The sequence below is a fragment of the Micromonospora sp. NPDC050187 genome, assembly GCF_044459745.1.
In the GTDB taxonomy this organism is placed as follows: Bacteria; Actinomycetota; Actinomycetes; order Mycobacteriales; family Micromonosporaceae; genus Micromonospora.
Genome location: NZ_JBITJH010000005.1, coordinates 101,941 through 126,100 on the forward strand (window position 1 = coordinate 101,941; position 24,160 = coordinate 126,100).

Annotated in this window: 27 protein-coding genes, 3 tRNA genes and 1 riboswitch; of the genes, 4 read left to right on the top strand and 26 right to left on the bottom strand. The window is 73.7% G+C overall.

Features of this window, described 5'->3' with window-relative positions:
• Nucleotides 1-5 precede the first annotated feature (5 nt).
• From ACIBJE_RS10150 to ACIBJE_RS10200, 11 genes are all read right to left on the bottom strand, one after another.
• Nucleotides 6-341 (bottom strand): YnfA family protein, encoded by a 336-nt coding sequence (locus tag ACIBJE_RS10150; protein WP_396745881.1) that lies wholly within the window; start codon nt 339-341, stop codon nt 6-8.
• Nucleotides 342-482: 141 nt separating this feature from the next.
• Nucleotides 483-1,061, bottom strand: coding sequence for a DUF4303 domain-containing protein (locus ACIBJE_RS10155; RefSeq protein ID WP_396745884.1), 579 nt, complete (start codon nt 1,059-1,061; stop codon nt 483-485).
• Nucleotides 1,062-1,381: 320 nt separating this feature from the next.
• Nucleotides 1,382-1,615, bottom strand: coding sequence for a hypothetical protein (locus ACIBJE_RS10160; protein WP_396745887.1), 234 nt, complete (start codon nt 1,613-1,615; stop codon nt 1,382-1,384).
• Nucleotides 1,616-1,851: 236 nt separating this feature from the next.
• Nucleotides 1,852-1,925, bottom strand: a tRNA-Phe gene (locus tag ACIBJE_RS10165).
• Between the two features lie 62 nt (nt 1,926-1,987).
• A tRNA-Asp gene (locus tag ACIBJE_RS10170) sits at nt 1,988-2,064 on the bottom strand.
• A gap of 32 nt (nt 2,065-2,096) precedes the next feature.
• Nucleotides 2,097-2,169 (bottom strand) — tRNA-Glu (locus tag ACIBJE_RS10175).
• A 153-nt stretch (nt 2,170-2,322) separates the two neighbouring features.
• Nucleotides 2,323-3,138: a polysaccharide deacetylase family protein gene (locus tag ACIBJE_RS10180; protein ID WP_396745890.1), complete on the bottom strand. Its 816-nt coding sequence runs from the start codon at nt 3,136-3,138 to the stop codon at nt 2,323-2,325.
• A 78-nt stretch (nt 3,139-3,216) separates the two neighbouring features.
• Nucleotides 3,217-4,158, bottom strand: coding sequence for a MerR family transcriptional regulator (locus tag ACIBJE_RS10185; RefSeq protein ID WP_396745893.1), 942 nt, complete (start codon nt 4,156-4,158; stop codon nt 3,217-3,219).
• Nucleotides 4,148-4,759, bottom strand: coding sequence for an isopentenyl-diphosphate Delta-isomerase (gene idi, locus ACIBJE_RS10190; protein WP_396745896.1), 612 nt, complete (start codon nt 4,757-4,759; stop codon nt 4,148-4,150). Before idi ends, ACIBJE_RS10185 begins: the two co-directional genes overlap by 11 nt.
• A complete protein-coding gene (gene crtI, locus ACIBJE_RS10195) occupies nt 4,756-6,240 on the bottom strand; it encodes a phytoene desaturase family protein (protein WP_396745899.1) in 1,485 nt (494 codons plus the stop codon). Before crtI ends, idi begins: the two co-directional genes overlap by 4 nt.
• Nucleotides 6,241-6,273: 33 nt before the next feature.
• Nucleotides 6,274-7,428: a polyprenyl synthetase family protein gene (locus ACIBJE_RS10200; RefSeq protein ID WP_396745902.1), complete on the bottom strand. Its 1,155-nt coding sequence runs from the start codon at nt 7,426-7,428 to the stop codon at nt 6,274-6,276.
• A 64-nt stretch (nt 7,429-7,492) separates the two neighbouring features.
• Between ACIBJE_RS10200 and ACIBJE_RS10205 the strand changes: the two genes are divergently transcribed.
• Nucleotides 7,493-8,413, top strand: a complete 921-nt coding sequence (locus ACIBJE_RS10205) for a phytoene/squalene synthase family protein (RefSeq protein WP_396745905.1) — start codon at nt 7,493-7,495, stop codon at nt 8,411-8,413.
• Between the two features lie 109 nt (nt 8,414-8,522).
• Here ACIBJE_RS10205 and ACIBJE_RS10210 read toward each other — a convergent pair whose 3' ends face one another.
• The 3 genes from ACIBJE_RS10210 to ACIBJE_RS10220 form a co-directional block, all read right to left on the bottom strand.
• Nucleotides 8,523-9,635 (bottom strand): serine hydrolase domain-containing protein, encoded by a 1,113-nt coding sequence (locus ACIBJE_RS10210; protein ID WP_396745907.1) that lies wholly within the window; start codon nt 9,633-9,635, stop codon nt 8,523-8,525.
• A gap of 100 nt (nt 9,636-9,735) precedes the next feature.
• Nucleotides 9,736-10,143: a hypothetical protein gene (locus ACIBJE_RS10215; RefSeq protein WP_396745910.1), complete on the bottom strand. Its 408-nt coding sequence runs from the start codon at nt 10,141-10,143 to the stop codon at nt 9,736-9,738.
• Between the two features lie 19 nt (nt 10,144-10,162).
• Nucleotides 10,163-10,657, bottom strand: a complete 495-nt coding sequence (locus ACIBJE_RS10220) for a GNAT family N-acetyltransferase (RefSeq protein WP_396745913.1) — start codon at nt 10,655-10,657, stop codon at nt 10,163-10,165.
• 149 nt (nt 10,658-10,806) lie between these two features.
• Between ACIBJE_RS10220 and ACIBJE_RS10225 the strand changes: the two genes are divergently transcribed.
• Nucleotides 10,807-12,285, top strand: coding sequence for a dihydrolipoyl dehydrogenase family protein (locus ACIBJE_RS10225; RefSeq protein WP_396745916.1), 1,479 nt, complete (start codon nt 10,807-10,809; stop codon nt 12,283-12,285).
• 100 nt (nt 12,286-12,385) lie between these two features.
• On the opposite strand, the gene ACIBJE_RS10230 is transcribed toward ACIBJE_RS10225, so the two are convergent.
• Both ACIBJE_RS10230 and ACIBJE_RS10235 read right to left on the bottom strand, forming a co-directional pair.
• Entirely contained in the window at nt 12,386-13,147 is a 762-nt protein-coding gene (locus tag ACIBJE_RS10230; RefSeq protein WP_396745919.1) for a crotonase/enoyl-CoA hydratase family protein, read from the bottom strand.
• Between the two features lie 84 nt (nt 13,148-13,231).
• Nucleotides 13,232-14,143 (bottom strand): EamA family transporter, encoded by a 912-nt coding sequence (locus ACIBJE_RS10235; RefSeq protein ID WP_396745922.1) that lies wholly within the window; start codon nt 14,141-14,143, stop codon nt 13,232-13,234.
• Between the two features lie 80 nt (nt 14,144-14,223).
• Nucleotides 14,224-14,399, top strand: a riboswitch (cobalamin riboswitch).
• 49 nt (nt 14,400-14,448) lie between these two features.
• Between ACIBJE_RS10235 and bluB the strand changes: the two genes are divergently transcribed.
• A complete protein-coding gene (gene bluB, locus ACIBJE_RS10240; protein WP_396745925.1) occupies nt 14,449-15,075 on the top strand; it encodes a 5,6-dimethylbenzimidazole synthase in 627 nt (208 codons plus the stop codon).
• Between the two features lie 269 nt (nt 15,076-15,344).
• Complete coding sequence (locus tag ACIBJE_RS10245) at nt 15,345-16,199, top strand: Rieske 2Fe-2S domain-containing protein (protein ID WP_396746672.1); 855 nt, start codon at nt 15,345-15,347, stop codon at nt 16,197-16,199.
• A 55-nt stretch (nt 16,200-16,254) separates the two neighbouring features.
• Here ACIBJE_RS10245 and ACIBJE_RS10250 read toward each other — a convergent pair whose 3' ends face one another.
• From ACIBJE_RS10250 to ACIBJE_RS10295, 10 genes are all read right to left on the bottom strand, one after another.
• The gene (locus ACIBJE_RS10250; protein ID WP_396745928.1) at nt 16,255-17,109 is read right to left on the bottom strand and encodes a lysostaphin resistance A-like protein; all 855 of its coding nucleotides are present in this window, start codon (nt 17,107-17,109) and stop codon (nt 16,255-16,257) included.
• Nucleotides 17,110-17,178: 69 nt separating this feature from the next.
• Complete coding sequence (locus ACIBJE_RS10255) at nt 17,179-18,264, bottom strand: LysM peptidoglycan-binding domain-containing protein (protein WP_396745931.1); 1,086 nt, start codon at nt 18,262-18,264, stop codon at nt 17,179-17,181.
• A gap of 14 nt (nt 18,265-18,278) precedes the next feature.
• The gene (locus tag ACIBJE_RS10260) at nt 18,279-18,647 is read right to left on the bottom strand and encodes a hypothetical protein (protein ID WP_396746674.1); all 369 of its coding nucleotides are present in this window, start codon (nt 18,645-18,647) and stop codon (nt 18,279-18,281) included.
• Nucleotides 18,648-18,766: 119 nt separating this feature from the next.
• On the bottom strand, nt 18,767-19,279 hold the full coding sequence (locus ACIBJE_RS10265) for a TadE/TadG family type IV pilus assembly protein (RefSeq protein WP_396745934.1): 513 nt from the start codon (nt 19,277-19,279) through the stop codon (nt 18,767-18,769).
• On the bottom strand, nt 19,276-19,716 hold the full coding sequence (locus tag ACIBJE_RS10270) for a TadE/TadG family type IV pilus assembly protein (RefSeq protein ID WP_396746677.1): 441 nt from the start codon (nt 19,714-19,716) through the stop codon (nt 19,276-19,278). The genes ACIBJE_RS10265 and ACIBJE_RS10270 overlap by 4 nt, the downstream gene beginning before the upstream one ends.
• Nucleotides 19,716-19,916: a hypothetical protein gene (locus tag ACIBJE_RS10275; protein ID WP_396745937.1), complete on the bottom strand. Its 201-nt coding sequence runs from the start codon at nt 19,914-19,916 to the stop codon at nt 19,716-19,718. Before ACIBJE_RS10275 ends, ACIBJE_RS10270 begins: the two co-directional genes overlap by 1 nt.
• Nucleotides 19,917-19,938: 22 nt before the next feature.
• Nucleotides 19,939-20,811, bottom strand: coding sequence for a type II secretion system F family protein (locus tag ACIBJE_RS10280; protein ID WP_396746680.1), 873 nt, complete (start codon nt 20,809-20,811; stop codon nt 19,939-19,941).
• Nucleotides 20,811-21,683, bottom strand: coding sequence for a type II secretion system F family protein (locus ACIBJE_RS10285; protein ID WP_396746683.1), 873 nt, complete (start codon nt 21,681-21,683; stop codon nt 20,811-20,813). The genes ACIBJE_RS10280 and ACIBJE_RS10285 overlap by 1 nt, the downstream gene beginning before the upstream one ends.
• Nucleotides 21,684-21,759: 76 nt before the next feature.
• Nucleotides 21,760-23,370 (bottom strand): CpaF family protein, encoded by a 1,611-nt coding sequence (locus ACIBJE_RS10290; protein ID WP_396745940.1) that lies wholly within the window; start codon nt 23,368-23,370, stop codon nt 21,760-21,762.
• A complete protein-coding gene (locus ACIBJE_RS10295; RefSeq protein ID WP_396745943.1) occupies nt 23,360-24,160 on the bottom strand; it encodes a ParA family protein in 801 nt (266 codons plus the stop codon). Before ACIBJE_RS10295 ends, ACIBJE_RS10290 begins: the two co-directional genes overlap by 11 nt.

The following is a 24,160-nucleotide window of genomic DNA, read 5'->3' on the forward strand; positions in this document are numbered from 1 at the left end:
CGTGGTCAGCTGCTGCGCGGGGCGTACATGATGACCGCGACCCCGACGAGGCAGATGGCCGCGCCGATCAGGTCGTAGCGGTCGGGGCGGAACTTGTCGACGACCATGCCCCAGGCGAGGGAACCGGCCACGAAGATGCCGCCGTAGGCGGCCAGGATGCGGCCGAAGTTCGGGTCGGGCTGGAAGGTGGCGACGAAGCCGTAGAACCCGAGTGCGATGACTCCCGCCGCGATCCACAGCAGCCCTCGGTTCTCCCGCCACCCCTGCCACACCAGCCAGGCGCCGCCGATCTCGGCGAGAGCGGCGAGCAGGAACAACAGGATGGACCGAGCAACTGTCATGCGTCGGACCCTAGCGAAACCATCTCGCGCTCGTGCTGGCCACTCGGTTCACCGCCGGGCGGCGCTGGCGCCGTTGTCGGTCGGCATCGTTCGATGCCTCGCCCCGCGCCGCCACCTGTCGACGGTCGTCATCCGTTGCCGTCAGCCGCCGTTCGTCTCGTCGAAGAAGTCGCGGGCGGAAGCCACGAGGTCGGGGTTCGGGTGGCCGTCGTTGAGAAGGTCGATGCTGCGTACCGTGAGGTGTGCGTTGCCATCCGTGTCCGTGACGAACAGAACGGGGTGCCACGAGGAATTGACATTGGCGATGCTCGTCCGGACCCGGTGGTCGCCCAGGGCGTCTTCGAGCGTCGCGCGGGCCCGGACACACCATTCGCCGTGAGCCCCGTCATCGCCGCCGAGAGCGAGGTGGGTGTCGAACATGTCCCGGCTGATCTGGACCATCGACTCGACACCATGCTCGGGCGTCCCGCCGTCATTCGTAACAACCCACTCGTCGGGCCACCAGCGGTAGCCGTCGGCGTACTCGTCGTCGGCCTCGACAAGCACCTTGAGGGCTTCTTCGGTGTGCGCCATCAGGCTCACCGTGACGACGTCGCTGTCCGTGGTGAGCGCCACCGCGTACAGTTCCTCCGATGCGCGTCGCTCCAGCATCGGGCCGATTGTCGCGCAGATGTTCGCGACGATCCGCTCGCGCAGTGCAGGCATGTCGATAGCGGGCACTACGCTTCCTCCCCGGGCTCATCCTCGTCCTGGGCAGACATCCTTCCAACGAGGAACACATCTTTACAGGTCAGGCGTCGCACAGCGAGCGCTGACCCGGCACCGGCAGGCACAGCAGGTCGAGGTACCGGCGAGCCGCAGCCATGGAGGGGAGAGGGCTCCTCGGGTTTCGGTCGCCTCTTGAAGGCAACGTCCATGGCCAATAGGGGAGCCATGAGGACCAACACCACCAGCCCGAGCAGAACCGCCGGGAGCACCCGCAGTGTGATGTAGCCACCGGCAGCCGCAGCCAGGTAGATGATCCCAGCGGCCAGGAGTGGTCAGGCCCACCACTTCGGGTACCACCTCAGAACCTCTTCCGCAGACTTCGGCGGCTTGGACTCCCTTTCCCGCCGCCGATCGGCAATGGCAGTCGGGCAATGAAACACCAGCAGCCCGGCGAGAAGGAGGGGCGACGTGGCCGTATCGGGCCAGCCCAGCAACAACCCGACACCCGACGCAAGCCAGAGCAGGAACCCCACGAGCTGCGTCATCCGAAGAAGCCTGCGCTTCATGCCTGCAAGTCTAAGTTTGATCGACAAGGAGGCCGAGTCCCCGACGCCGGCAGCGGCGTACGGGATGGCGGCAGGAGCGGGGGCGCGTGCAGCGAACGTGCAAACAAAGGCGGCGATCAGGGGTCAACGACGGTCAAGAAGGGGCAGCGCCGATCGATGCGCCAGGAGGGCATACAAGAAGATCCCCACCGACGTTTCCGCTGGTGGGGATCTCTGTAGCCCGGCGAAAGGCTATGTGGCCAGGGGCGGGGTCGAACCGCCGACCTTCCGATTTTCAGTCGGACGCTCGTACCAACTGAGCTACCTGGCCGTACCCGGGTGAGTTTACCCCCCGGACGCAGAACGCCGCGCGGTGAGACGCGGCGTCAGCGTTGGCGGTCCTGACGGGACTTGAACCCGCGACCTCCGCCTTGACAGGGCGGCGAGCACTCCAACTGCTCCACAGGACCTAGCTCGTACTGCCTCCGGCTGGGCCGGATCGTGCCCCCAACGGGATTCGAACCCGTGCTACCGCCTTGAAAGGGCGGCGTCCTGGGCCGCTAGACGATGAGGGCGGCCCCGCCATCATTGCACACTCGCAACTTCTAGCGGACTTGCTCCCATCCGGCCCCGCCGGAGGCCTGCAAAGCATACGTGATGAGCCGCCGGGCAACAAAATCGGTATCCGCCTGACCGGAGTTCCGCCCAAAACCGCAGGTCAACGGGGTTCAGGGCAGCTTGGTGACGCCGTAGCGTCGTTTGCTCTCGGCGATCACCCCGGCGCAGGCGGCCACCGTGGCGGCCCGATTCCCGCCCCCGTCGTGCAGCAGCACCACCGAGCCGGGACGGAGCCCGTCCCGCACCCGCGCCACGATCGTCGCGGCCGGTGGTTTCGCCCAGTCCCTCGGGTCGACGTTCCAGTGCAGCGGGACCATGTCGAGTTCCCGGGCCACCGCCACCACCTCGGGGGTCCACCGGCCGCCCGGCTGCCGGTAGAAGGGGACCTTCGCGCCGGGCACCGCCGCCCGGATCGCCCGGGTGGTGCGGTCCAGGTCGGCGTGGATGTCGGCCCGGGGCCGGTCGCCCAGGTCCACGTCGTGCCGCCAACTGTGGTTGCAGAGCTGGTGGCCCTCGCGCACGATCCGGGCCACCAGGCCGGGATGCTTGCGGACCCGGGTACCGACCACGCAGAAGGTGGCGGTGACCCGGTGCCGGCGCAACTCTTCCAGCACCTTCGGCGTCCACGCCGGGTCCGGACCGTCGTCGAAGGTGAGCGCCACCCCCCGGGTGCCGGTGGTCCGGCGCAGCCCCGGCGGCAGCGCCGTACGGGTCGGCTTCGGGCCGGCCTTGGAGACGGACGGCGAGGGGCTCGGCGCGCCGGACGGCGCCGGGGACAGTGTTGGCCCGGCGGTCGGCGTCGCCTCGGCGGGACGGGAGAAGACCGGGGCGGTCGGACCGACGGAGCGGACCGCTGTCCCCTCGCCGCAACCGGAGAGAAGCAGCAGCAGGGCGGCACCGGCCGTAGCCAGGACGCGAGGCGTCATCGTTCGTCGCTCCCGAGAGGGGTCGGGGTCACGGGCGCCCCGACGGTACGCCCCGTCCGGTGACGGTGACACCCCCGGTCAGTCGGGCGGTGACCGGTCCGACGAGTCCCCTACCGCGAGGGCCAGCGAGAGCGCCTCGGCCAGCGACACCGGCCGGACCACCCCGGCCGGGAGGGTGTCGTCCCACCAGCCAGGACCGGCGGCGAGCACCAGCAGGGGCCGGCGGGGGACCGCGAGCACTGCGGCGAGCTGGGCCGGGTCGGCGGTCGCGCGGACATGCGACCAGAGCACCACGGCGACCGGGGCGGTCCGGGTGACCGTGGCCACCAGCGCCGCCACCGGCACCCGCGCGCCGAGCATGCGGCAACCGACGCCGGCCTCGGCGAGCGCGGCGGCCAGCGCCTCCAGAGGCAGGGTGTGCTGTTCGTCGTCGGTGCAGGAGAGCAGGACGCGGGGAGGGTCGCCGGCCCTCCGGTTGGCCCGGGCAGCCACCGCCAACGCCTCCATGACGCAGCGGGAGAAGAGGTGCTCGACCTCGACCAGGGCGGCGGTCGCGGCGTGCCGCTCGCCGATGCCGGCGAGCACCGGGCGCAGCAGCCCGTTCCAGGTGGCGACGACACCCTGGGCGGCGATCGACTTGTCGATCGTCCGGCTGACGGTCACCGAGTCCAGCCGCATTGCGGCGCGGGCCAGCCCACGGGCGGCCGGACCGGCCCGACCGACCGGGATGGTCGCCCCGCCGCCGTCGCGCGCCGTGGCACCGTTCCGGCGCGCGGGTCGTGGCGTGTCGACCGGGGACTGCCGGGCCCAGCGGGCGGCCTCGGCCGGGGTGACCCCCTCGGCGGTGAGCCGGCGCATGATCTCCAGCCGGGCCAGGTCGGCCGGGGTGTAGCGGCGGTGGTGACCGGGGACATGCTCACTGGGGCCGAGTCCGTAGCGCTGGTGCCAGGTCCGCAGCGTGGTCACCGCGACCCCCAGTCGCCGCGCCACGGCTCCCGCGCTCAGCGCCTCATCGGCCACCCGACCGCTCCGACGCGTCGTCCACCGGGGAACCGGCCGGAGGCCCGGCCCCGTCGGGCCCGACCCCGACCGGGCGTAGCAGCCGGTGCACCACCCCGCCGAGCCACGGCGCGTACGCACGGGGGTCGGCGTCGAGTTCCGGCTCCAGGTCGAGCGGGTCAACCCAGCGCAGCTCGGCGACCTCGCTGGTGTCCGGTCGGAGCACGAGGTCGGCCGGCACCTCGGCGCGCAGCACGTGGTCGTACTCGAACTCGACCCGACCGGTGGCCGGGTCCTCGGCGTAGTAGACGTACACGCCGACCTCGGTCAGCTCGACCGGGCCGGTGCCGAGTTCCTCGCTCAGCCGCTTGTTGGCGGCGTCGGTCAGTGACTCGCCCGGCGCGGGGTGACCGCAGCAGGAGTTCGCCCAGCGCAGCGGGAAGCGGGTCTTGGCGGCGGCCCGCCGTTGCAGCAGCACCCGGCCGGACGGGTCGACCAGCAGCACCGAGAAGGCCCGGTGCAGCCGACCCGGCGGCTCGTGCGCCTCGGCCACCGTGGCCCGGCCGGCGGTGGTGCCGTCGTCGTGGACCAGTTCGACCAGGTGGGCCTCACGGGAGGTCACGGGAGGGACCTTTCGGTGATGCGCCTGGCGGCGAGCTTGCCGGAGATCAGCACCATCGGCACTCCGACGCCCGGCTGGGTGCCTGATCCTACAAAAACCACGTTGGGCAGCGTGCGGTGCAGGTTCGACGGGCGGAACGGGCCGGTCTGGAAGAGGCTGTGCGCGGCGGCGAACGGGGTGCCGGCGGCCATGCCCTGCGCGGCCCACTCGGCGGGGGTGACGACGTCGCACACCTCGACGCCGTCGGCGAAGCCGACGTAGCCCCGCTCCTCCAGGGTCGCCACCAGCTTGTCGGCGTAGCGACGGGAGAGGCCGCCCCGCCAGTCGAAGGGCGCCCGGTCGAGGTTCGGCACTGGGGCGAGCACGTAGTAGGTGTGCCGGCCGGCGGGGGCGACCGAGGGGTCGGTGCGGCTCGGGTTGGTGACCAGCAGGGACGGGTCGGTCATCAGCTCGCCGCGCCGGATCACCTCGTCGAACGTGCCCTTCCAGGACCGGCCGAAGTGGATGTTGTGGTGGGCGATCTTCGAATACCCCTGCGTCGAGCCGACGTGCAGCACCACGCAGGACGGCGAGTAGGTCAACCGGCGCTGCCGGGCTGCGGGGAGCAGGTCGCGGTACGCCACCGGGAGGTCCGGGTTGAGCACCACCACGTCAGCCGGGATCCGTTCGCCGCCGGTGGTGAGCACCCCGGTGGCCCGGCCCCCGGCGGTCTCCACCCGCTCGACCGTGGTGCCGTACCGGATCTGGACGCCGTGTTTCTCGGCCGCTCCGGCCAGGCCCCGGGAGACCGCGTGGATGCCGCCACGCGGGAAGTACACCCCGGCCACCGAGTCGAGGTACGCGATGACCGCGTAGATGGCGAGCGCGTCGTGCGGGGCGAGGCCGGCGTACATCGCCTGGAAGGAGAAGACCCGCTGGGTACGGGGGTCCCGGAAAAATTGGTTGATCTTGGTCTGGAGACGACGGAACGCCCCGCCGACCAGCAGTTTCAGTAGGTTGCCGGTGAGCAGGTCGGTCGGTGCGTCGAGATTGCGCTCGATGAAGTCGGCTCGTTCCAGCCGCCACAGCTCACGGGCGTAGTCGACGAAGCGGAGATACCCGTCGGCCTCCCGGGGGCCGCAGACCTTCGAGATCTCGGCCGCCATCCGCGTGGTGTCGGTGATCACGTCGAGGGTCGAGCCGTCCGGATAGTACGCCCGGTACGCCGGGTCGAGCGGAGTCAGCTCCATCCAGTCGGTCAGGTCCTCGCCGACCGCGCCGAGTGCCTCGGCGATCAGGTCGGGCATGGTGAGCACGGTCGGGCCGGTGTCGAACTCGTACCCGTCCAGGCTGAGCCGGCCGGCCCGGCCGCCGGGCACCGGCTCGCGTTCGAGCACGGTCACCTGCCGGCCGCTGCCGGCCAGGTGCAACGCGCAGGCCAGCCCGCCCAGCCCCGCGCCGACCACCACGACCCGGTCGGTACGTCCGTCAACGGTCCGCACGCGGACCCCCTCCCTCGGGAAAAAGACTGCTCATCATGACCACCGTCGGGTGCTGGCGCCAGCGAGTCCGCTGAGCGCGGACCGCGCCGTCCCGTCGAGGTCGGCGACGTCGAGCGCGGCCAGCGCCTCGGCCACCCGCTCGGAGATCATCTGTTCCACCCGTCCGACCGCGCCGGTCGCCGCGACCACCCCGGCCAACTCGGCGACGTCGTCCTCGTCGAGGTCGGTGCCGACCCGGTCGAGCCGGGCGCGCTGCGCCGGGTCGGCGAGCTGCCGGGCGAGCATGAGCAGCACCGTCGGCTTGCCGCTGCGCAGGTCGTCGCCGGTCGGCTTGCCGGTGAGGTCGGGGTCGCCGTAGACGCCGAGCAGGTCGTCGCGGAGCTGGAACGCCTCGCCGACCGCCAGCCCGTACCGGGTGTACGCCGCGACCAGCGGCGCGTCCACACCGAGGCCGCCGAGGGCGGCCCCGTACAGCAGCGGGCGCGCCACGGTGTAGCTGGCGGTCTTGTAGCGGGCGACGCGCAGCGCGCGGTCCAGCGACCAGTTCGCGGGGTCGTTCTCGCCGAGCACGTCGAGATACTGCCCGGCGACCGTCTCCACCCGCATCTGGTCGTAGCAGCGCCGGGTCTCCAGCAGCCGGGCCGCCGGGAGCGTGGTGCGCGAGAGCAGGCGGTCCGCCCAGACCAGGCAGAGGTCGCCGATCAGGACGGCCACCGCCTCGCCGAACCGGTCGGGGTCGCCCCGGTACCCGGCCGCCCGGTGTCGGGCGGCCAGCGCGCGGTGCGCGGTCGGCAGGCCCCGGCGGGTGGCCGACGCGTCCATCACGTCGTCGTGGACCAGGGCGAACGTGTGCAGCAGTTCCAACGCGGAGAGCGCGGGAAGCACGGGCGGCAGGGCGGCCTCCGGGCCGGCCACGCCGCGCCAGCCCCAGTAGGCGAACGTCGGGCGGATCCGCTTGCCGCCGGCCAGCACGTGGTCACGGGCGGTCGTGGCGAAGTCGCCCATCGCCGCGTCGATTTGGGCAAGTGCGTCGATCTCGACGGCCAGGAAGGCGGAGAGGGTCTCCTCCACGGCCCTGACCAGGTCCGTCGTGCAGGCGGCGAGCACTGCGGTGACCGGATCGTCGCCTTCCGCCGGCCGGATCGTCGTCGCGCGGGCCGAGTTGCCGGCAACTGCGTCGTTGGCCATGTGGGCGAGCGTACCCTAGGGTTACGAGTTGCGTCGATTGGTGCGTCGATTTCGAGGAGGGCCGGTGGACACGGATCTCACCGCTGCCTACGACCGGTGCCGTGAGCTGCACAGGCGCCACGGTCGCACCTACTATCTCGCCACCCGCCTGCTCCCCGCTTGGAAACGGCGCCATGTGCACGCTTTGTACGGTTTCACCCGGCACGCCGACGAGATCGTCGACCGCACCGAGGCGCTGCCCCCGGCCGAACGCGCCGCGCGGCTCGACGAGTGGTCCGCACGGTTCCTCGCCGGCCTGCACGGCGACCCGGTGGACGACCCGCTGCTGCCGGCCGTCCTGCACACCATCGCCGTCTTCGACCTGGACCGGGCCGACTTCGCGTCGTTCCTGCGCAGCATGGCGATGGACCTGACGGTCACCTCGTACCGCACCTACGACGACCTGATCGGCTACATGGAGGGTTCGGCCGCCGTCATCGGCACGATGATGCTGCCGATCCTCGGCAGCACCGAACCGTCCGCCGCCCGGGAACCGGCCCGCCAACTCGGCCTCGCCTTCCAGCTCACCAACTTCATCCGGGACGTCGCCGAGGACCTCGACCGGGGCCGCACCTACCTGCCCGACGAGGACCTCGCCAAGTTCGACGTCACCCGGGAGGACCTGCTCGCGGCGCGGGCCCGGGGCCGGGGCACACCGAAGATCCGGGACCTCGTCGAGTACGAGGTCAGCCGCGCCCAGGCCCACTACGAGGCCGCCGCACCCGGGATCGTCCTGCTCGACCCCGGCTCGCAGGCGTGCATGCGGACCGCGTACGCCCTCTACGGCGGGATCCTCGACGAGGTGGCCGGCCAGGACTACGACGTGTTCACCCGACGGGCGCTCGTACCGCGTCGGCAGCGGCTGGCGGTGGCGACGCGGTCGCTGCTCACCCCGGCCGGTACCCCGGTCACCGTCCCCGGCCCCCGGACCGTGCCGGCGGGCTGAGGTGGTTGCAGGGGACCCTTGTTACCGCTTTCTGATGAGCAGGGGTCCCCTGCAACCACTCCAGCCGAGCCGAGCGTGCAACCACTCCGGCCGAGCGGGAGGTGGTGCGTCAGAGGCAGGAGTGCAGGGCGTCGACGAGCGCCTCGACCCGGTCGAACCCGGCCAGCCGCGAGGTGGTGTACGCCAGCGCGTAGCCCCGGGCCGGGTCGGCCCAGGCGCAACTGCCGCCGATCCCGCCCATGCCCCAGCTTCCGTCCTCCTCGTACTGCATGCCGAGCGTCCACCGGGTGCGGCTCCCCAGCAGCAGGTCCGGGCCGTCGTACTGCACCCGGGTCGCCTCGGTCACCAGGTCGGCGGTGAACAGGCGTACCCCGTCGAGCGTGCCGCCGGCCAGCAGCCCGTCGTAGAGCCGGGCCAGCCCGGTCGCGGTGGCGTGCAGGTTCACCGCCGGGATCTCCGCGCCACGCCAGAGCGGGCTGTTCAGCACCGCCAGGTCGAGGCAACCGGCGGGGTTGGCGAGCGCCCGTTCCCGCAGCGATCCGGATGCGCCCAGGGTGGTCACCGGCCAGTCCGGGGTCCCGTACGACAGGTCGGCGCAGCGTCGCTGGTCGGCGGGCTCCAGCCCGAAGGCGAGGTCCAGCCGCCACGGCCCGGCGATCTCCTCGGCGAGGAACCGGCCGACCGGCCGGCCGTCCACCCGGCGGACCAGTTCGCCGACGAGGTGCCCGTACGTCAGCGCGTGCTCGCCCGCGACGGTGCCCGGCTCCCACTCCGGCTCGGCGGCGGCGAGGTCGCCGGTGAGCAGTGCCCAGTCCCCCAGCGCGGCGGCCGGCCGGGGCACCGGGAAGACCGGCAGCCCGGCGGTGTGGGCGAGCACCTGCCGGACGGTGGCCGGGGTGCGGAACCCCGGCCAGTGCCGGGCGACCGGATCGTCCAGGTCGAGTCGACCCCGGTCGACCAGCAGCAACAGGCAGAGGGCGGCCACCGGCTTGCCGACGGAGTACACGTTGACCAGGGTGTCCGGCCGCCACCTGCCTCCGCCGGCCCGAAGTAACTCGTCGGCGGGCGGCGTGCTGCCGGCTCCGGCCGGTCGGGTCGAGCCACCGGCCAGGTCGACCACCGGTTGGCCGTCGTACCGGACGGCCAGTGCCGCGCCGGTCTCCCGGCCCGAGTCGAACAGGTCGTGGAAGCAGTCGTGGACCGCCGCGAAGCGTGCGCGCATCGGGCCACGGTAGGGGGTGCCGCCCCGGTTCCGCGTCGGGATTACCGGCGCGCGGGTTGGGCGGTGGCCGCCTCGACCCGCGCCGGAGTCGACCCGGTGCTCACCCGGACCCCGGCAGCGCGTCGACCGCCTCCCGACAGGCGACCGCGAGCGTGTGGGCCACCGCGTCCGCCGCGTCGTCGGGCGCGCACCGTGCGGCGATCCGGCGGCTCATCGTGTCGAGGTGCGGGGCGAGCGCGCCGGCCGGAGAGGACCGGGCGACCTCGGAGGCCGGTACGACCACGTTGACGGTGAGTCGCCGCCGGGCGGCCGAGTACCGGAGGTGGTGCACCCCGCCGTGGCCCTCGGCGCTCGTGACCGTACCGCCCAGCGTGAGGTGGACGTCGACCTCGTCGAGCCCGTCGACCTCGACCCGCTCGAACGACGCCTTCAGCGCCCGCCGCAGCGTGACGGTCGTCGCCAAAGAGTGCTCCGGCCCGCCGAGGCGGCAGGTGAGAACCAGTCGCACGGTCTGTCGTCCCCGGCTGTCAGCGGACGTCGGTGTCCGGCGCGGACAGGTCGAGGGCGCCGACGGTCTGTCCGCCGCTGAGTTCCCCGGTCGGCCGGAACCCGAGCCGCAGGTAGAACCGCTCCGGTCCGTCGCCCCCGGGCTCCCAGGTCGTGTGGATCCGCCGCTCCCCGCGTCGCCACGCCTCGCCGGCGACCGCCCGGACGGCGAACCGTCCGTAGCCGCGTCCCTGCCGGTCGGCCGCGATGTTCAGTCTCCACAGGCCGGAACGCAGGTCGTCCGGGTCGTCCTCGCGCCAGGGGATCCGGAAGAAGCCCATCAGGAAGCCCACCAGCTCGTCGCCGTCGTAGATCAGCCGGGGCCAGGCGATGTCGGGCCACGCGTACGCCTCGGCCAGCGACCGGGCGACCGGCTCGACCAGGTGCTCCTGATCCGGGCGTACCCGCAGGTCGCAGGCCGCGTCGACGGTGCCGGGCGTGATCTTCTCAAGGCGCGGCTCGGGTGCGGGTGGCATGGGCGGACCCTACCGGCCACCCACGACCGGCTCGACCTGGTTACCGCGGCCGGGCGGCTCCGGCGGCCACCGCACCCGGAGACCGGGAGCACGTGTGCGGTCGTCCGCCCTCGCGGTGGTCCGGCCGGGTGGTGGGGGATGCTGTCGGAATGACGGAGCCGCAGCAGGTGGACGTGGTCGTGGTCGGACTCGGGGTGGGCGGCGAGGAGGTGGCCGGGCGGCTCGCCGAGGCGGGTCTCGACGTCGTCGGCGTCGAGCGGGGACTGGTCGGCGGCGAGTGCCCGTACTGGGGCTGCATCCCGAGCAAGATGATGATCCGGGCGGCCAACGCGCTGGCCGAGGCCCGGCGGGTCGACGGGCTCGCCGGCTCCGCCGAGGTCCGGCCGGACTGGGCTCCGGTGGCCCGCCGGATCCGTGAGGAGGCGACCGCGAACTGGGACGACACCGCCGCCGTCGAACGGTTCACCGGAAAGGGCGGCCACTTCGTCCGGGGAACCGGCCGGTTGGCCGGCCCGGGGCGGGTGGCCGTCGGCGACCAGGTCTTCCAGGCCCGGTACGGGATCGTCGTGGGGGTCGGCACCCGGCCGTCGGTGCCGCCGGTCGACGGGTTGGTCGGGACGCCCTACTGGACCAACCGCGAGGCGATCGAGGTGGCCGAGCTGCCGGCGTCGCTGCTGGTTCTCGGGGGTGGGGCGATCGGGCTGGAGCTGGCCCAGGTGTTCGCCCGGTTCGGGGTCCGAGTGACGGTGGTCGAGGCGTCCGACCGGGTGCTCGCCGTCGAGGAGCCGGAGGCGTCCGAGGTGGCGGCGGCCGCCCTGCGTGCCGACGGGGTGCAGATCCACACCGGCGTCCGGGCGGAGCGGGTCGACCACGACGAGGACGCCGGGTTCACCCTGCGGGCCGGTGACGGTGCCCGGTTCAGCGCCGAGCGGCTGCTGGTGGTGACCGGCCGCCGGGCCCACCTGGACGAGTTGGGGCTGGAGACGGTCGGCCTCGACGCCGGGCAGCGCTACCTGCCGGTCGACGACCGGCTGCGGGCCGGCGACGGGATCTGGGCGGTCGGCGACGTCACCGGCGAGGGGGCGTTCACCCACATCGCGATGTACCAGGCGGAGATCGTCGTCCGCGACCTGCTCGACCACGTCGGTCGGCAGCGGGGCGGCCCGGACGCCAGCGGTACCGCCAGTTCGATCGGCGGAGCGGTCGGTGCCGCCGGGGCGGGCGGCGACGGCTCCGGCCCCGACCCGGCCGGCACGGTGCCCCGGGCGGACTACCGGGCGCTGCCCCGGGTCACCTTCACCGATCCGGAGGTGGGGGCGGTCGGGCTGACCGAACGTCAGGCCCGGGACCGGGGGATCAACGTCCAGGTCGGCTTCGCGCCGCTCTCCTCGTCCACCCGGGGCTGGATCCACCGGGTCGGCGACGAGGGGTTCATTAAGCTCGTCGCGGACGCCGACCGGGGTGTGCTGGTCGGCGCGACGTCGGTCGGCCCGGCCGGCGGGGAGGTGCTGTCCGCGCTGGTGGTCGCGGTGCACGCGGCGGTCCCGGTGGGCCGGCTCCGACACATGATCTACGCGTATCCGACCTTCCACCGCGCCATCCGGACCGCCCTGGACGACCTCGGCTGACGGTGAGTGTGGCGGGGTCGGTCCCGGGGTCGTCGTGGTCGGCCGGCACCGGGGGACCGGGTGCCAGCACGAGTCGCGGTGCGGCTGGCCGGGCCGGTGCTCAGTGGACCGGAGTGCCGTGCCGGCCCGCTCCGCCGCCGAAGCGGGCGATGCCGTCGGCCGCCTCGGCGAGGGAGTCGACGCCGTAGGCCAGCTCGACGGCCATCGCCTCGGCTTCCGGGCGACCCGCGCCGGCCCGTACCGCGGCCCGGTCGTTGCGCAGGCAGCGCTGCGGCGCGCGGGCGATCCCGGCGGCCAGCCGCTCGGCCTCCGCGCGGGCCGTGCCGGGCGCGACCAGCCGGTTCACCAACCCCATGGCGTACGCCTCGTCCGCCGGCACCGGTCGGCCGGTGAGGATCAGGTCCATCGCCCGGCTCTCACCGATCAGCCGGGGCAGGCGTACCGTTCCGCCGTCGACCAGCGGCACGCCCCACCGTCGGCAGAAGACCCCGAGCACCGCGTCGGACTCGGCGACCCGCAGGTCGCACCAGAGGGCCAGTTCCAGGCCGCCGGCCACGGCGTACCCGGAGATCGCGGCGACGACCGGCTTGGTCAGCGACATCCGGGTCGGACCCATCGGGCCGTCCCCCTCGGATTCCACGCGGTTGCCGCTCGGCGTACCGATGGCCTTGAGGTCGGCACCGGCGCAGAAGGTGCCGCCCGCTCCCCAGAGCACGGCCACGGCGGCGGTCGGGTCGGCGTCGAAGGCGCGGAACGCGTCGGCGAGGGCCCGGGCGGTCGGGCCGTCGACGGCGTTGCGGACCGCCGGCCGGTCCAGGATCACCGTGGTCACCGGTCCGTCGCGTTCGACCCGCACACCCATCGGACCAGGATGGCCGGCCCCTGGCGCGCCGCGCCAGACACGCGACGCCGCGTCGTCGGGCGCGGTGACCCGGGCGGGCCGTCGTCAGGTCCGGTCGGGGCGGACCAGGGTGGCACCGAGCGCGGCACCGACCACGCAGGCCACCCCGAGGAACTGAGGCCAGGCCAGCAGCTCGCCGAGGAGGACCAGCCCGACCAGCGCGCCGATCGCCGGTTCGAGGCTCAACAGCACCGCGAAGACCCGGGCCGGCATCCGGCGCAGCGCGGACATCTCCGCCGAGTACGGCAGCACCGACGACAGCAGCGCCACGCCGACGCCGAGCAGCAGGATCCACGGGTCGAGCAGTGCGGTGCCGCTGTCCGCGACGCCGAACGGCAGCACGGCGAGTGCGCCGACGGCCATGCCCAGGGCCAGCCCCCGGGTGCCGGGGACCCGCTTGCTGACCGCCCCGCCGAACACCACGTAGCCGGCCCAGCCGACGGCGGTGCAGACGCAGAAGAGCAGCCCGAGGCCGTCGACCGACGCCCCGCCCAGGCCACTGATCAGCAGGACGCCGCTGCCGGCCAGCACCGCCCAGCCGGCGTCGAGCAGCCGACGGCTGCCGGCCAGCCCCACCAGCAGCGGCCCGGCGAAGCCGATGGTCACCGCCACGCCCAGCGGCACCCGGTGCAGCGCGGCGTAGAAGCTGAGGTTCATCAACGCGAGCATCAGGCCGAAGCCGACCACCAGGCCGCCGGTACGCCAGCCCAGCCGCAGCCCGGGACGGGCGATCGCGAGCAGGATCAGCGCGGCGAAGCCGAGCCGCAGCGTGGTGGTGCCACCGGGGCTGGTGGTGCCGAACAGCTGCTTGGCCACGGCCGCGCCGAGTTGGGTGGAGAACATCCCGAGCAGCATCAGCACCGGCGGCGGTACGGCGTCGGGGCGACCGACCACGCCGACGAGCCGGGCGACGGTGGCGGTGGGAACCGGCTCTGGACGGAGGGCGTGCGCGTACATGGGAGCAGCATGTCGTGCGATCCGTCAGGAGGGCGACCGGAATCCCGTCCGCCGGCTACCATGCTGGCGGCACGACACAGTGAGGTGCCCCGCGCGAGCGGGGAGAATCGGGAAGCCGGTGCGAATCCGGCACGGGCCCGCCGCGGTGACCGGGGAGCCACCGTCCACGCGCGAGCAGCGCAGCCACTGGTCCGCAACGGGCTGGGAAGGCGGACGGCACGGCGTCGATCCGGGAGTCCGAAGACCGGCCTCGCGTCACGCGCCCACCCCTGCCCGGGTGGGCCGAGCGCAGCGGGAGCCTGCCCATGAACCTGTACGACGTCATCCACCGCCGCCGGGACGTACGCGCCCAGTTCACCGGGGAACCGGTGCCCGACGAGGCCCTGCACCGGGTGCTGACCGCGGCGCACGCCGCACCGAGCGTCGGCTACTCCCAGCCCTGGGACTTCGTCGTGGTGCGGGACGCCGACACCCGGCGCCGCTTCCACGAGCACGTCCGGACCGAACGGGACGTCTTCGCCGCCACCCTGGCGGGGGAGGCGGCCGAACGGTTCGCCCGGATCAAGATCGACGGCGTGCTGGAGTCCACCCTGTCGATCGTGGTCACCCACGACCAGTCGCGGGGCGGGCCGGCGGTGCTCGGCCGGCACGCCATCGCCGACACCGGCCTCTACTCGACCTGCCTGGCCATCCAGAACCTCTGGCTCGCCGCCACGGCCGAGGGACTCGGCGTCGGCTGGGTCTCCTTCTACCGGGAGCCCTGGCTGGCCGACCTGCTCGGCATCCCTGCCGGCATCCGGCCGGTCGCCTGGCTCTGCCTCGGTCCGGTGACCCACTTCGAGACCGTGCCGGACCTGGCCCGGCACGGCTGGCGGCAGGCCCGCCCGCTCGCCGAGGCCATCCACCACGACCGTTGGACACCGCACCCCTGACCCTTCCGCTCGCTCCCCCGCCCCGCCCCGCTCCCCCGCCCCGCCTCGCGCGGTCGGCTCGCGCGGTCGATCAAGAAGTTCGCGTCAGCAGCTGTCGCGTGTCGTGACGCCAACCTCTTGATCAACGGGCGCGCGGGGCGGCTGGGTCGGGGCGCGGGGGGCGGGGGGCGGCTGGGTCGGGGGAGGGGGGGTGCCCGGTCATGTCGGGCGGCGGTGAGTTCGTCACCGCCGCCCGGTTTGCCGGCTCCCGAACCGGGAAGTCGGTACGGGTGCGAGCACTTCTGATGAAGATCGAGCAGTCGGCCGGCCTGGACCGGGTCGGCGACCGCCTCCAGCGGGCGGTGCAGGCCACCCTCCGACCGCAGCGCGTCCGCGACCTGCTGCACGGGGTGTGGCTGGGACATCCGCTGCATCCGGCGATGGTGCAGGTGCCGGTCGGCGCGTGGATCAGCGCCGCCGTCCTCGACGCGATGCCCGGCCAGCGGCGCGCGGCGACCGCACTGGTGGCCGTCGGTACGGCCAGCGCCCTGCCGGCCGCCGTCGCCGGGCTCAACGACTGGGCGGCCCTGAACCGGGAGCAGCGGCGGGTGGGGCTGGTGCACGCCGCCTCGAACACCGTCGGGCTGGCCTGTTACGCCGGCTCGCTCGCCGCCCGGTTGACCGGCCGGCACAACCTCGGGCGGACGCTGGCGTACCTCGGGCTCGGCGCGGCGAGCGCCGGGGCGTACCTCGGCGGGCACCTGGCGTACAAGCAGGGGGCGCAGGTCAACCAGAGCGTGTCCGAGGCACACCTGATCGGCGACGGCTGGCACCCGGTCGCCGACGTGGCCAGCCTGCCGGACCGGGAGCTGGTCACCCGTGAGATCGACGACGTCTCGGTGATCCTCTACCGGCACGGCGACGACGTCACCGTCATGCTGGAACGCTGCCCGCACCAGAGCGGTCCGCTCGGCCAGGGCGAGGTACGGGAGATCGACGGCCACCCGTGCGTCGTCTGCCCCTGGCACGGCAGCACCTTCCAGCTCAACAGCGGCGGCAAGGTCGTGCACGGGCCGGCCGCCAACGACCAGCAGGTGCTCGCCACCCGGGTCGTCGACGGCGTCCTCCAGACCCGCCTGGCCTGACCCGTCCCGGACGGCACGGTGACCCGCCGGCCCGCAGCCGTGCTGGCGACGAGGGTCAGAGCCCGAGCAGGATGGGCACCGCGTTGACCGCGCCGTGCACGACGAGCAACGGCCACATCCGCCGGTACCGTGACCACAGGTAACCGAGGAAGAGGCCGGTCACCCCCTGGTTGACCGCGACCGACGCCAGGTCGTCACCGAGCCGGCCGATGCCCTGGATACCGACGTGCCAGACCGCCCAGCACAGCGACGCCAGCACGATCGCCGGCCAGCGTCCCAGGATCGACTCCCACCGGGTCTGCAACCACCGCCGGTAGAAGACCTCTTCGAGCAGCGCGTTGACCAGGAAGGCCACGACCAGAGTGCCGACCAGCACGGCGGTGTCGACGGTCCGGCCGTAGTCGCTGACCGGGCGGGCCAGCGGGGTGGCGTAGCTGAGCACGAACCACACCGCCACCGGCAGCGCCGGCCCGTACCGGTAGGCGGCGCCCCCGGGCGCGGGTGACGGCGGCCACGTCGGTCGCGACAACCGGAAGACCAGCACCGGTACGCCGAGCAGCAGCATCACCTTCAGCAGCGTGTACCACGGTTCGCCGTCGAGCAGCGGCAGGGCGGCCGCGAAGGCGACGGCGGCCAGCAGCAGCGGCACGGCCTCGCGGTACGGGGCGACCCGGCCCGGCCATGGCGGCGAGGCGGCGGGCGGAACGAGCCGCACGGCCACGATGCCGACCAGCGCGGGCACCCACCCCGTCCACATCGGCACGGTGCCGTCGTGGTCGGCGGTGTACCGGATGCCGCTCTGCCCGGTGGCGACCAGCCAGAGCGCAGCGCCGACGATCAGGATCCCGCCGAGCAGGAGAACGATCCGTCCCGCTCCGGGTCGTCGACCCGGTCCCGCCTCGACCAGCATCGCCGGCACGGTACCAACCGTGCGCGAGGCGCGTGACCGGCCTCGACATCGGCCAGCCCGGGTCTCCACCTAGTCGCGGCGGTGGCGACCGCTGCCCAGGGCGGTGCGGCTGCCCGCTGACGACGCCGGCCGGCGTCGCAGGCCGAGCACGGCCCCGATCTGCGCGCCGACGATGCTCGCCACGGCCACCACGGCGGAGACCGCCAACGGCCGGTTGACCCGGTCCTCCTGGCCGGGGCGGGCCGCCCCGACGGTCATCGGCGGGGCCTCCTCCTGCGGCCAGTCGGTGGTCGGCGGCTCCGGCGTGACCTGGCGCGGTCCCTGGTCGGGTGCCTGGTCCGGCACCTCGTCCGGGACGGGGGAGGCCGGCGGCGGGGCCGGGCGCGGGGACGGCTTGTCGACCAGCCGGCCGGTGGCGTGTGGCCGGGCACCACCGTCGTCGGCCTGGTGGGGCAGCCTGATCAACTGTCCCGGGTGGATCCGGTCCGGGTCGCCGAGCTTGTTCAGCTTCACCAGCACCCGGTAGCTCTGGAAGTCCTCCAGGTAGCGCTCGGCGACCTCGCCCAGGTAGTCGCCCTTGGCCACCCGGTACACCTGGGTCTGGTCGGTGGTCGCGGTCCGCTCCACCGCGCCGGCCACCGGGGCCACGCCCCGGGCCACCGGGGTGGCGGTGGTGGGCAGCGACGCCGTGGCCGGCCCGGTCGCCGTCACCGGGGCGGACACGGCGTACGGGGTGGTGGGGGCCGACATGCCGTACGTGGCGGTCGCTGCGGTCGCCGCCGGACTGGCCGCGATGATCAGGGCGACCGAGCCGACCAGCGCCGCCGCCGCGCGTTGCTGGCTGCGCATGCCGGGCAGCTTCGGCGTGGGCCGGCGCAGCACCTGGGAGCACAACTCCACCAGGACGGAGAACGCGAAGGTCGCCCACCCGAACCAGCCGAGCACCGCCAGGGCCCGGAGGAAGAGTTGCCCGTCGTCCCGACTGGTCAGGGCCGTGCCGACGGTCTCCAGCGTCGGTACCTCGGCGGGCAACGGGTTGCCGGCGAGGGCGACGAGGGCGACCGGCCCCCCGACCAGTACCGCGCCGAGCACGACGAGCGCGCCGAAGCCGGTGAGGACCTGACCGGTCCGCCGGGCGGAACGGGTTGCGGCCATGGCGGCCTTCCTCTCTACGGTCCGGTGATGGCGCGTGCGGTCGCCTCGCCGGAGACGGTCACGGAGTCGGTGAGGTCGAACAAGCCGAGCAGGTACCTGTCGTAGGTGATGGTCAGTCGGACGGTGATGCGCTTCTCGCCGTCGACGACCGGGAAGCTCACCGTGTGGTCGGTGACGCCGGCGGCCGCCAGGTAGTGCTGGACCGCGGCGGTGGCGGCAACCTCGTCGATCTCCTTCTTGCCGCCGTTGATCGCCTGCGCCCGGTCGATGGCCTGGCCACCGGTCCGGGCCGCCTCGGCGGCGAGGTTGTCCGCCCGGTGCATGGTGCGCAGCTGCCCGGCGCCGTCGAAGGCGAGCCCGATGATCATGAGTACGCCGGTCATGCTCACCGCGAGGAAGAGGCTCACCCGGCCCTCGTCCCCCCGGAACCCCCGCCCACGGCCGGACCCCGGCTGCGGTGCCCGTCGGCCGCCCGCCCCGGGGGTCGGGAACCGTCGGCGGCTCATCCCCGGCTCCGGTAGCTGTCCAGGGGCGAGGTGAAGCGCGCCGACACCAGCCGGCCGGCCGGCATCCCGGGCATGCTCGACAGGTGGATGTCGGCGAACGACACCGTGCAGCTGACCTGCACCGAGACCGCAGCCGGTTCTCCCGGGTCGGCCGCGTACGCCGTATCGAAGCTGGTCGGCGTGCCACCCACCGAACCGGTGAAGCTGAACGACGGCGGGCCGACGCAGTTCAGCCCCTGCCAGTCGAGCTGTTTGCCGGCGGCGGTGACGGCGGCGTCCCGGCCCGTGCCGGCGTCCCGGGCGATCGAGGCGGCACGCGCCGCGTCGTGCGCGGCGGCCTGGATCGCCTCCGCTCCCACGGCGGTACGCCCGGCCACCCCGGCCAGCACCATCAGCGCGATGAAGGCGGGGGCGAGGACGGCCACCTCCACCGACACCGATCCCCGCTCGGTGTCCCGCCCGCCCGCCCGGCGGCCGAGGAACCGGCGTCCGGCGAACCCCCCGTTCACGGGTTGCCCGCCGTGGTCCAGCGCTCGACCGTGCCGTGTGCGGTCTGCGACACGGTCAGGCTCATCCCGGGTACGAGCGACAGCGGCTTGCCGGTCACCGTGCAGGTGACCTCGGTGGCTCCGGTGGCACAACTCGACTTCGCGCCGGCCAGCCAGTCCCCGGCGGCGGCCAGGAAGGCATCGGCCCGCTCGGCTCCCGCGCCCGCCGGAGCCTGGTGGACGCGTTGCGCGTTCACCCCGCTCTGCGCGGCGTGCAGCGCGGTGCTCCGGGCCAGGAACCAGGCGGCGACCTGGATCGATCCGAAGAGGAGCAGCAGGATCGCCGGCATGACCACGGCCAACTCGACCGGGTTGGCCCCCCGGTCGGCCCCGCCGGACGTCAACCGGCGCCGGACGGCGGCGACCGCCCGGCGACCGGTGACACGGACCCCTCGGATCACTGTGCCCCCGGACCGTCGATCGAGGCCATCCACTCGTTCGCCTTGGCGAGGACGGCCGCGGTGACGGCCGCTGCGGCGACCACCAGGCCGGCGATGATCACGGCGGTCGGGACCGGGCTGTCGCCGCGCTCGCCGTCGCGGCGCAACTCGGCCAGCCGGGTGCTGACGACGACGTGCAGGTAGGTGATGACGGCCATCGGGGTGCTCCTCGTGTCGGGTCTACAGGCGGGCCAGGAACGGGTAGACGATGAAGCCGAGCAGCACGAACACCAGCAGCGAACCGGGAATGTCGAGCCGGCTGGTGACGCCTTCGGCCTGGGCCAGGTTGTCCGTGCGGATCTGGTCGCGCAGCGCGTCGGCGCGGCTGCGCAGGGTCTCGTGCACCTGGGCGCCCTCGCTGCCGGAGGAACGCATGATCGCCCCGACGTCCCCCAGCTCCGGGATGCCGATCTTCTCGGCCAGCTCGCGCAGCTCGTCCCAGGGCGAGTGCATCTGCATCTGGGCGATCCGCAACGCTTCGCGGATCCGGTCGAAGACCCAGCCGTCGCAGACCTCCGCCGCCCGTTCCAGCGACTGCACCGGCCCGTGCGCGGCGGACAGTTGCAGGGCGACCAGATCCAGGTAGGCGCAGACGGCCAGCCGGAACTGCTCCCGGGCCTTGTCGGCCTTCTGGAGCACCGAGCGGTGGGCGATCAGCGCGGTGAGGAAAGCCATCCCCAGACTGCCCAGCACCGGTACGACGAACGGCAGGCCGATGCCCAGGACGGCCAGGAAGGCCGCCGCCAGGGTCGGCGTGGCGAGCCCGATCAGCGCGGAGAGCAGCACCGAGAGGGCGTACTGCTCGGGGGTCCGGCCGATCAGCGCGAGCTGCCGGTGCGGCGGGCGCAGCCAGCGGGCCGCCCCGGTCAGCCACTCCGGGTTCCGGGTGGCGGACGCGGTCACCGACCGGGCGGCGGTCGGCGGCTGGTGCAGCCGGCGCAACGCCGGCCCCAGCGCCGGGGTGGCCGGCAACATCTCCCGGACCACCAGGAACACCCCCAGCCCGACCGCCGCGCCGCCACTGACGGCCAGGGTGAGATGCCAGTTGAGGATCATGCGAGCGCGTCCTCCGGATCGGGGGCGGGCAGGAAGCGCGCCGGACGCGGGGGCTGGCTCATCGACCGCACCCAGGCCAGCAGGGCGATGAAGGCGGCACCGAGCACCACCATCACCACCTGCCCGGTCGGGGTGCCGTACGGGCGGATGTAATCGGTGTTCAGCAGCCCGTACGCGAGGGTGGCCAGGGTCATCCCGGTGAGGAAGCGGACCGCGAACCGGGGCTGGGTGCGCTTCGCCTCGATCTCCCGACGGGTCGCCACCTCGGCCGCCGCCGCCCCGGCGATCGCCCCGAGCACGTCGCCGAGGCGCTCGCCCCGGTCGGTGAGGTGCAGGATCAGCGCCGCCACCACCTGGTCGGCGACCGGGTCGCCGATGTCGTCGGCGAAGGCGAGCAGTGCGGGACGGGCCAGCCAGCCGGCCTGGAGCCGGGCGGCGAGCAGGCGCACCTCCTCCTCGATCTCTGGCGGTGCGGTGGCGATGGTGCCGACGATGGCCTGCTGGAGGCCCTGACCGGTGGCGGAGATGTCCTTGAGTCGGCGGGTCCACTCGCCGACCGCCTCGATCCGGGCGATGGCCCGCTGCTCGGCCTGACCGACCGAGAAGAGCCACGGCGCGCCGGGCACCGCCACGGCGACCAGCAGACCGACCACGGGCAGCCCGGTCAGCAGGAACGCCAGCGCGCCGGCCACCGCCGCTCCCACCAGCAGGGTCTGGTGACGCCGCTGTTCCCGGCGGCTGCCGGAGCCGAGCCAGAGTCGGCGCAGTCCCGTCCCGCCGCCCGACTCGGGGCCCGGCGGACGGGTGGTGCCGACCAGGGCGACCACCGCCAGCACCAGCCCGGCCACGCAGGCCGCCCCCGAGACCATGGCGATCAGTTCGATGTTGACGATCACCGGGTCACCTCCGGCTGCGTCCGGTGCCCGACCGGTCCGGTCATCGGGATCACCGCCGGCCCAGCCGGGTCTGCACGGGCCGTCGCCACGCGCCGGTGCCCGCCTCGATGTACGGGCTGAGCAGCCGGGCGTCGTAGCCGACCCGGAGGAGCTGCTGACGGACCCGTTCGGGCAGGTGCTTCGGCACCGCCCGGCCGTCGGCGCCGGGGCCGAAGACCTCGGTGGTGGTGATCCGGTTGCCCTCGCCGGCGCCGATCACCTCCTCCACGTGCGAGACGAAGCGGTGCTTGCGCCCGCCGATCGCGGTCTCGTCCTCGACGTTGACGTAGACGATCAGGTCCAGCGCGTTGCCGGCCATCCGGCGGGCCTGGTCGACGGTCATCTCCCGGCCGTGCGAGAGCGCCAACTCGATGATCCGCTCGGTCACCCCGGCCGGCGTCCGGGCGTGGATGGTGCACATCGACCCCCGGCTGGTGGTCATCGCCTGGAGCATCGGCACGATCTCCCGGGAACGCACCTCGCCGACGACGATCCGCAGCACACCCATCCGGAGCGAGACCGGGATCAGGTCGGCGATGGTCACCTCACCGGCCGGCCGTCCGTCCAGGCCGCGCTCGCCGTGCCCCTCCCGGGCCTCGAAGCTCATCACCGCCCGGTGGCGGAGCTGGCGGCGGGCCGGCAGCAGCTCGCGGCTCTCCTCCAGCAGCACGAACGGCTCGTCCGGCGGGATCTCGTCCATCAGCGCCCGGACCACGGTGGTCTTCCCCGCCCCGGCCAGGCCGGCGACCATGATGTTCAGCCCGGCGCGCATGGCCGCGCGGAGGAAGTCCCGGAGCAGGACGTCGACCATCTCGTCCAGGTCGGCGCGGAACCCCGCGATGTCGTCCAGGCTCACGTCCAGGGTGTTGTGCTTCCGGATCACCGCGTACGGACGGCTGCTGACCAGGTAGACGGCGGCGAGCCGACTCCCGTCGGGCAGTTGCAGGTCCAGGGTCGGCTTGGCGGTGGAGAGGGACCGCTCGGTCGCCCCGGACCGGCGGGCGGCGGCCTGAAGGATCTCCACCAGCTCGTCGTCGCTGTCGGCGATCGGGTCGGCCCAGTCCACGCCGCCGCCGCGCCGGGTGATGCGCACCTGGTCGCAGCCGAGGATGTGCACCTCCTCGATCGTCTGGTCGACCAGCAGGGTCTGGAGCCGGCCGAGTCCGACCAGTTCGGCGGTCACCTGGTGGAGCAGTTGCCGCTCCTCGTCGGCCGGCATCGGCGTGCCGGCCCGGCGCACCGCGTCGGCGTACTCGGCGACCACGTCGACGGCGATCCGGGCCCGCTGGACGTCCTCCTCGTCGACGGTGAAGTCCCGGCCGCGTTGCCAGAGGGTGAGACGTTCGCTCAGCTCCCGGCGCAGCTCCCGGACGACGGTGAAGTCGACCCGGGGGCGCGGCGGCGGGGTCGGTGCGGGGGCCGACGCCAGGGCCACCCCGCCGGGGTGGCGGCCGTTCGGCCCGTTCGGCGTGGCCGGGTGGGGGTGCCCGTTCGGCGCGGGCGGATGCGGGTGTCCGCTCGGGCCGGGCGGGTGGCGGTGTCCGTTCGCGGGCGCCAGCGGCGGGGTGACCGACGTGGCCGAGGCGGTGCGCGGATCGTGCTGGACCGGTTCAAACCGCATGCGGTACCCCCTGGCCGGTGGGCCAGCCCAGGCGGGCCCGCCGCCGGTCGAGCAGCGCGCCGACCGGCACCTCCAAGGCGTTGGCCGCGCGCATCAGCGGCCGGTTGGTGCGGAGGTTGCCGCCGGTGCCGAGCACCTGGGCGGTACGCGGGTCGTCCGGCAGCCGGGCGATCACCGGCAGCCCGAGTGCCTTGCTGATCTCACTGTTGCCGTGGCCGTCGCCGACCACCAGCAGGCGCAGCGAGCCGGGGGCCACCCGGTGCTCGGTGAAGTCCCGCTCGATGGCCCGGACCAGAGAGCGGGTTGCGGAGATACCGGGCAGGGTGGCCCGGGTCACCACCAGGACCACCGCGGCGGCGCGCAGCACCGGCCAGGGCGGGCCGACCACGGCCAGCCGGCCGCAGTCGGCGAGCACGTCGTACGCGGGCACGCCGTTCTCGAGCGTGCCGAAGACGTCCGCGAAGCGCTGCCAGAGCGGGGTGACGCTGCCGGCCTGGACCGGGTCGACCACGCCGGGCAGGAGCAGCCGTTCCCGTTTCGGCGCGTCCAGGTCGACCAGTTGCGACCAGAACATCGCCTCGAGGTTGCCGTCGCGCAGCTCCCCGACGGCCAGCTCGCCGAGGCCCCGGGCACCGTCGAGCAGCCCGCCCAGGTAACCGGCGAGCACCGACCCGCCGGCCGGGTCGCACTCGGCCAGCACCAGCCGGCGGTGCCAGCTCAGCGTGCAGGCCAGCGCCGAGGTGGTCACCCCGGGCGAGCCCTTCGCCGAGAGCAGCGCGATGATCGCCAT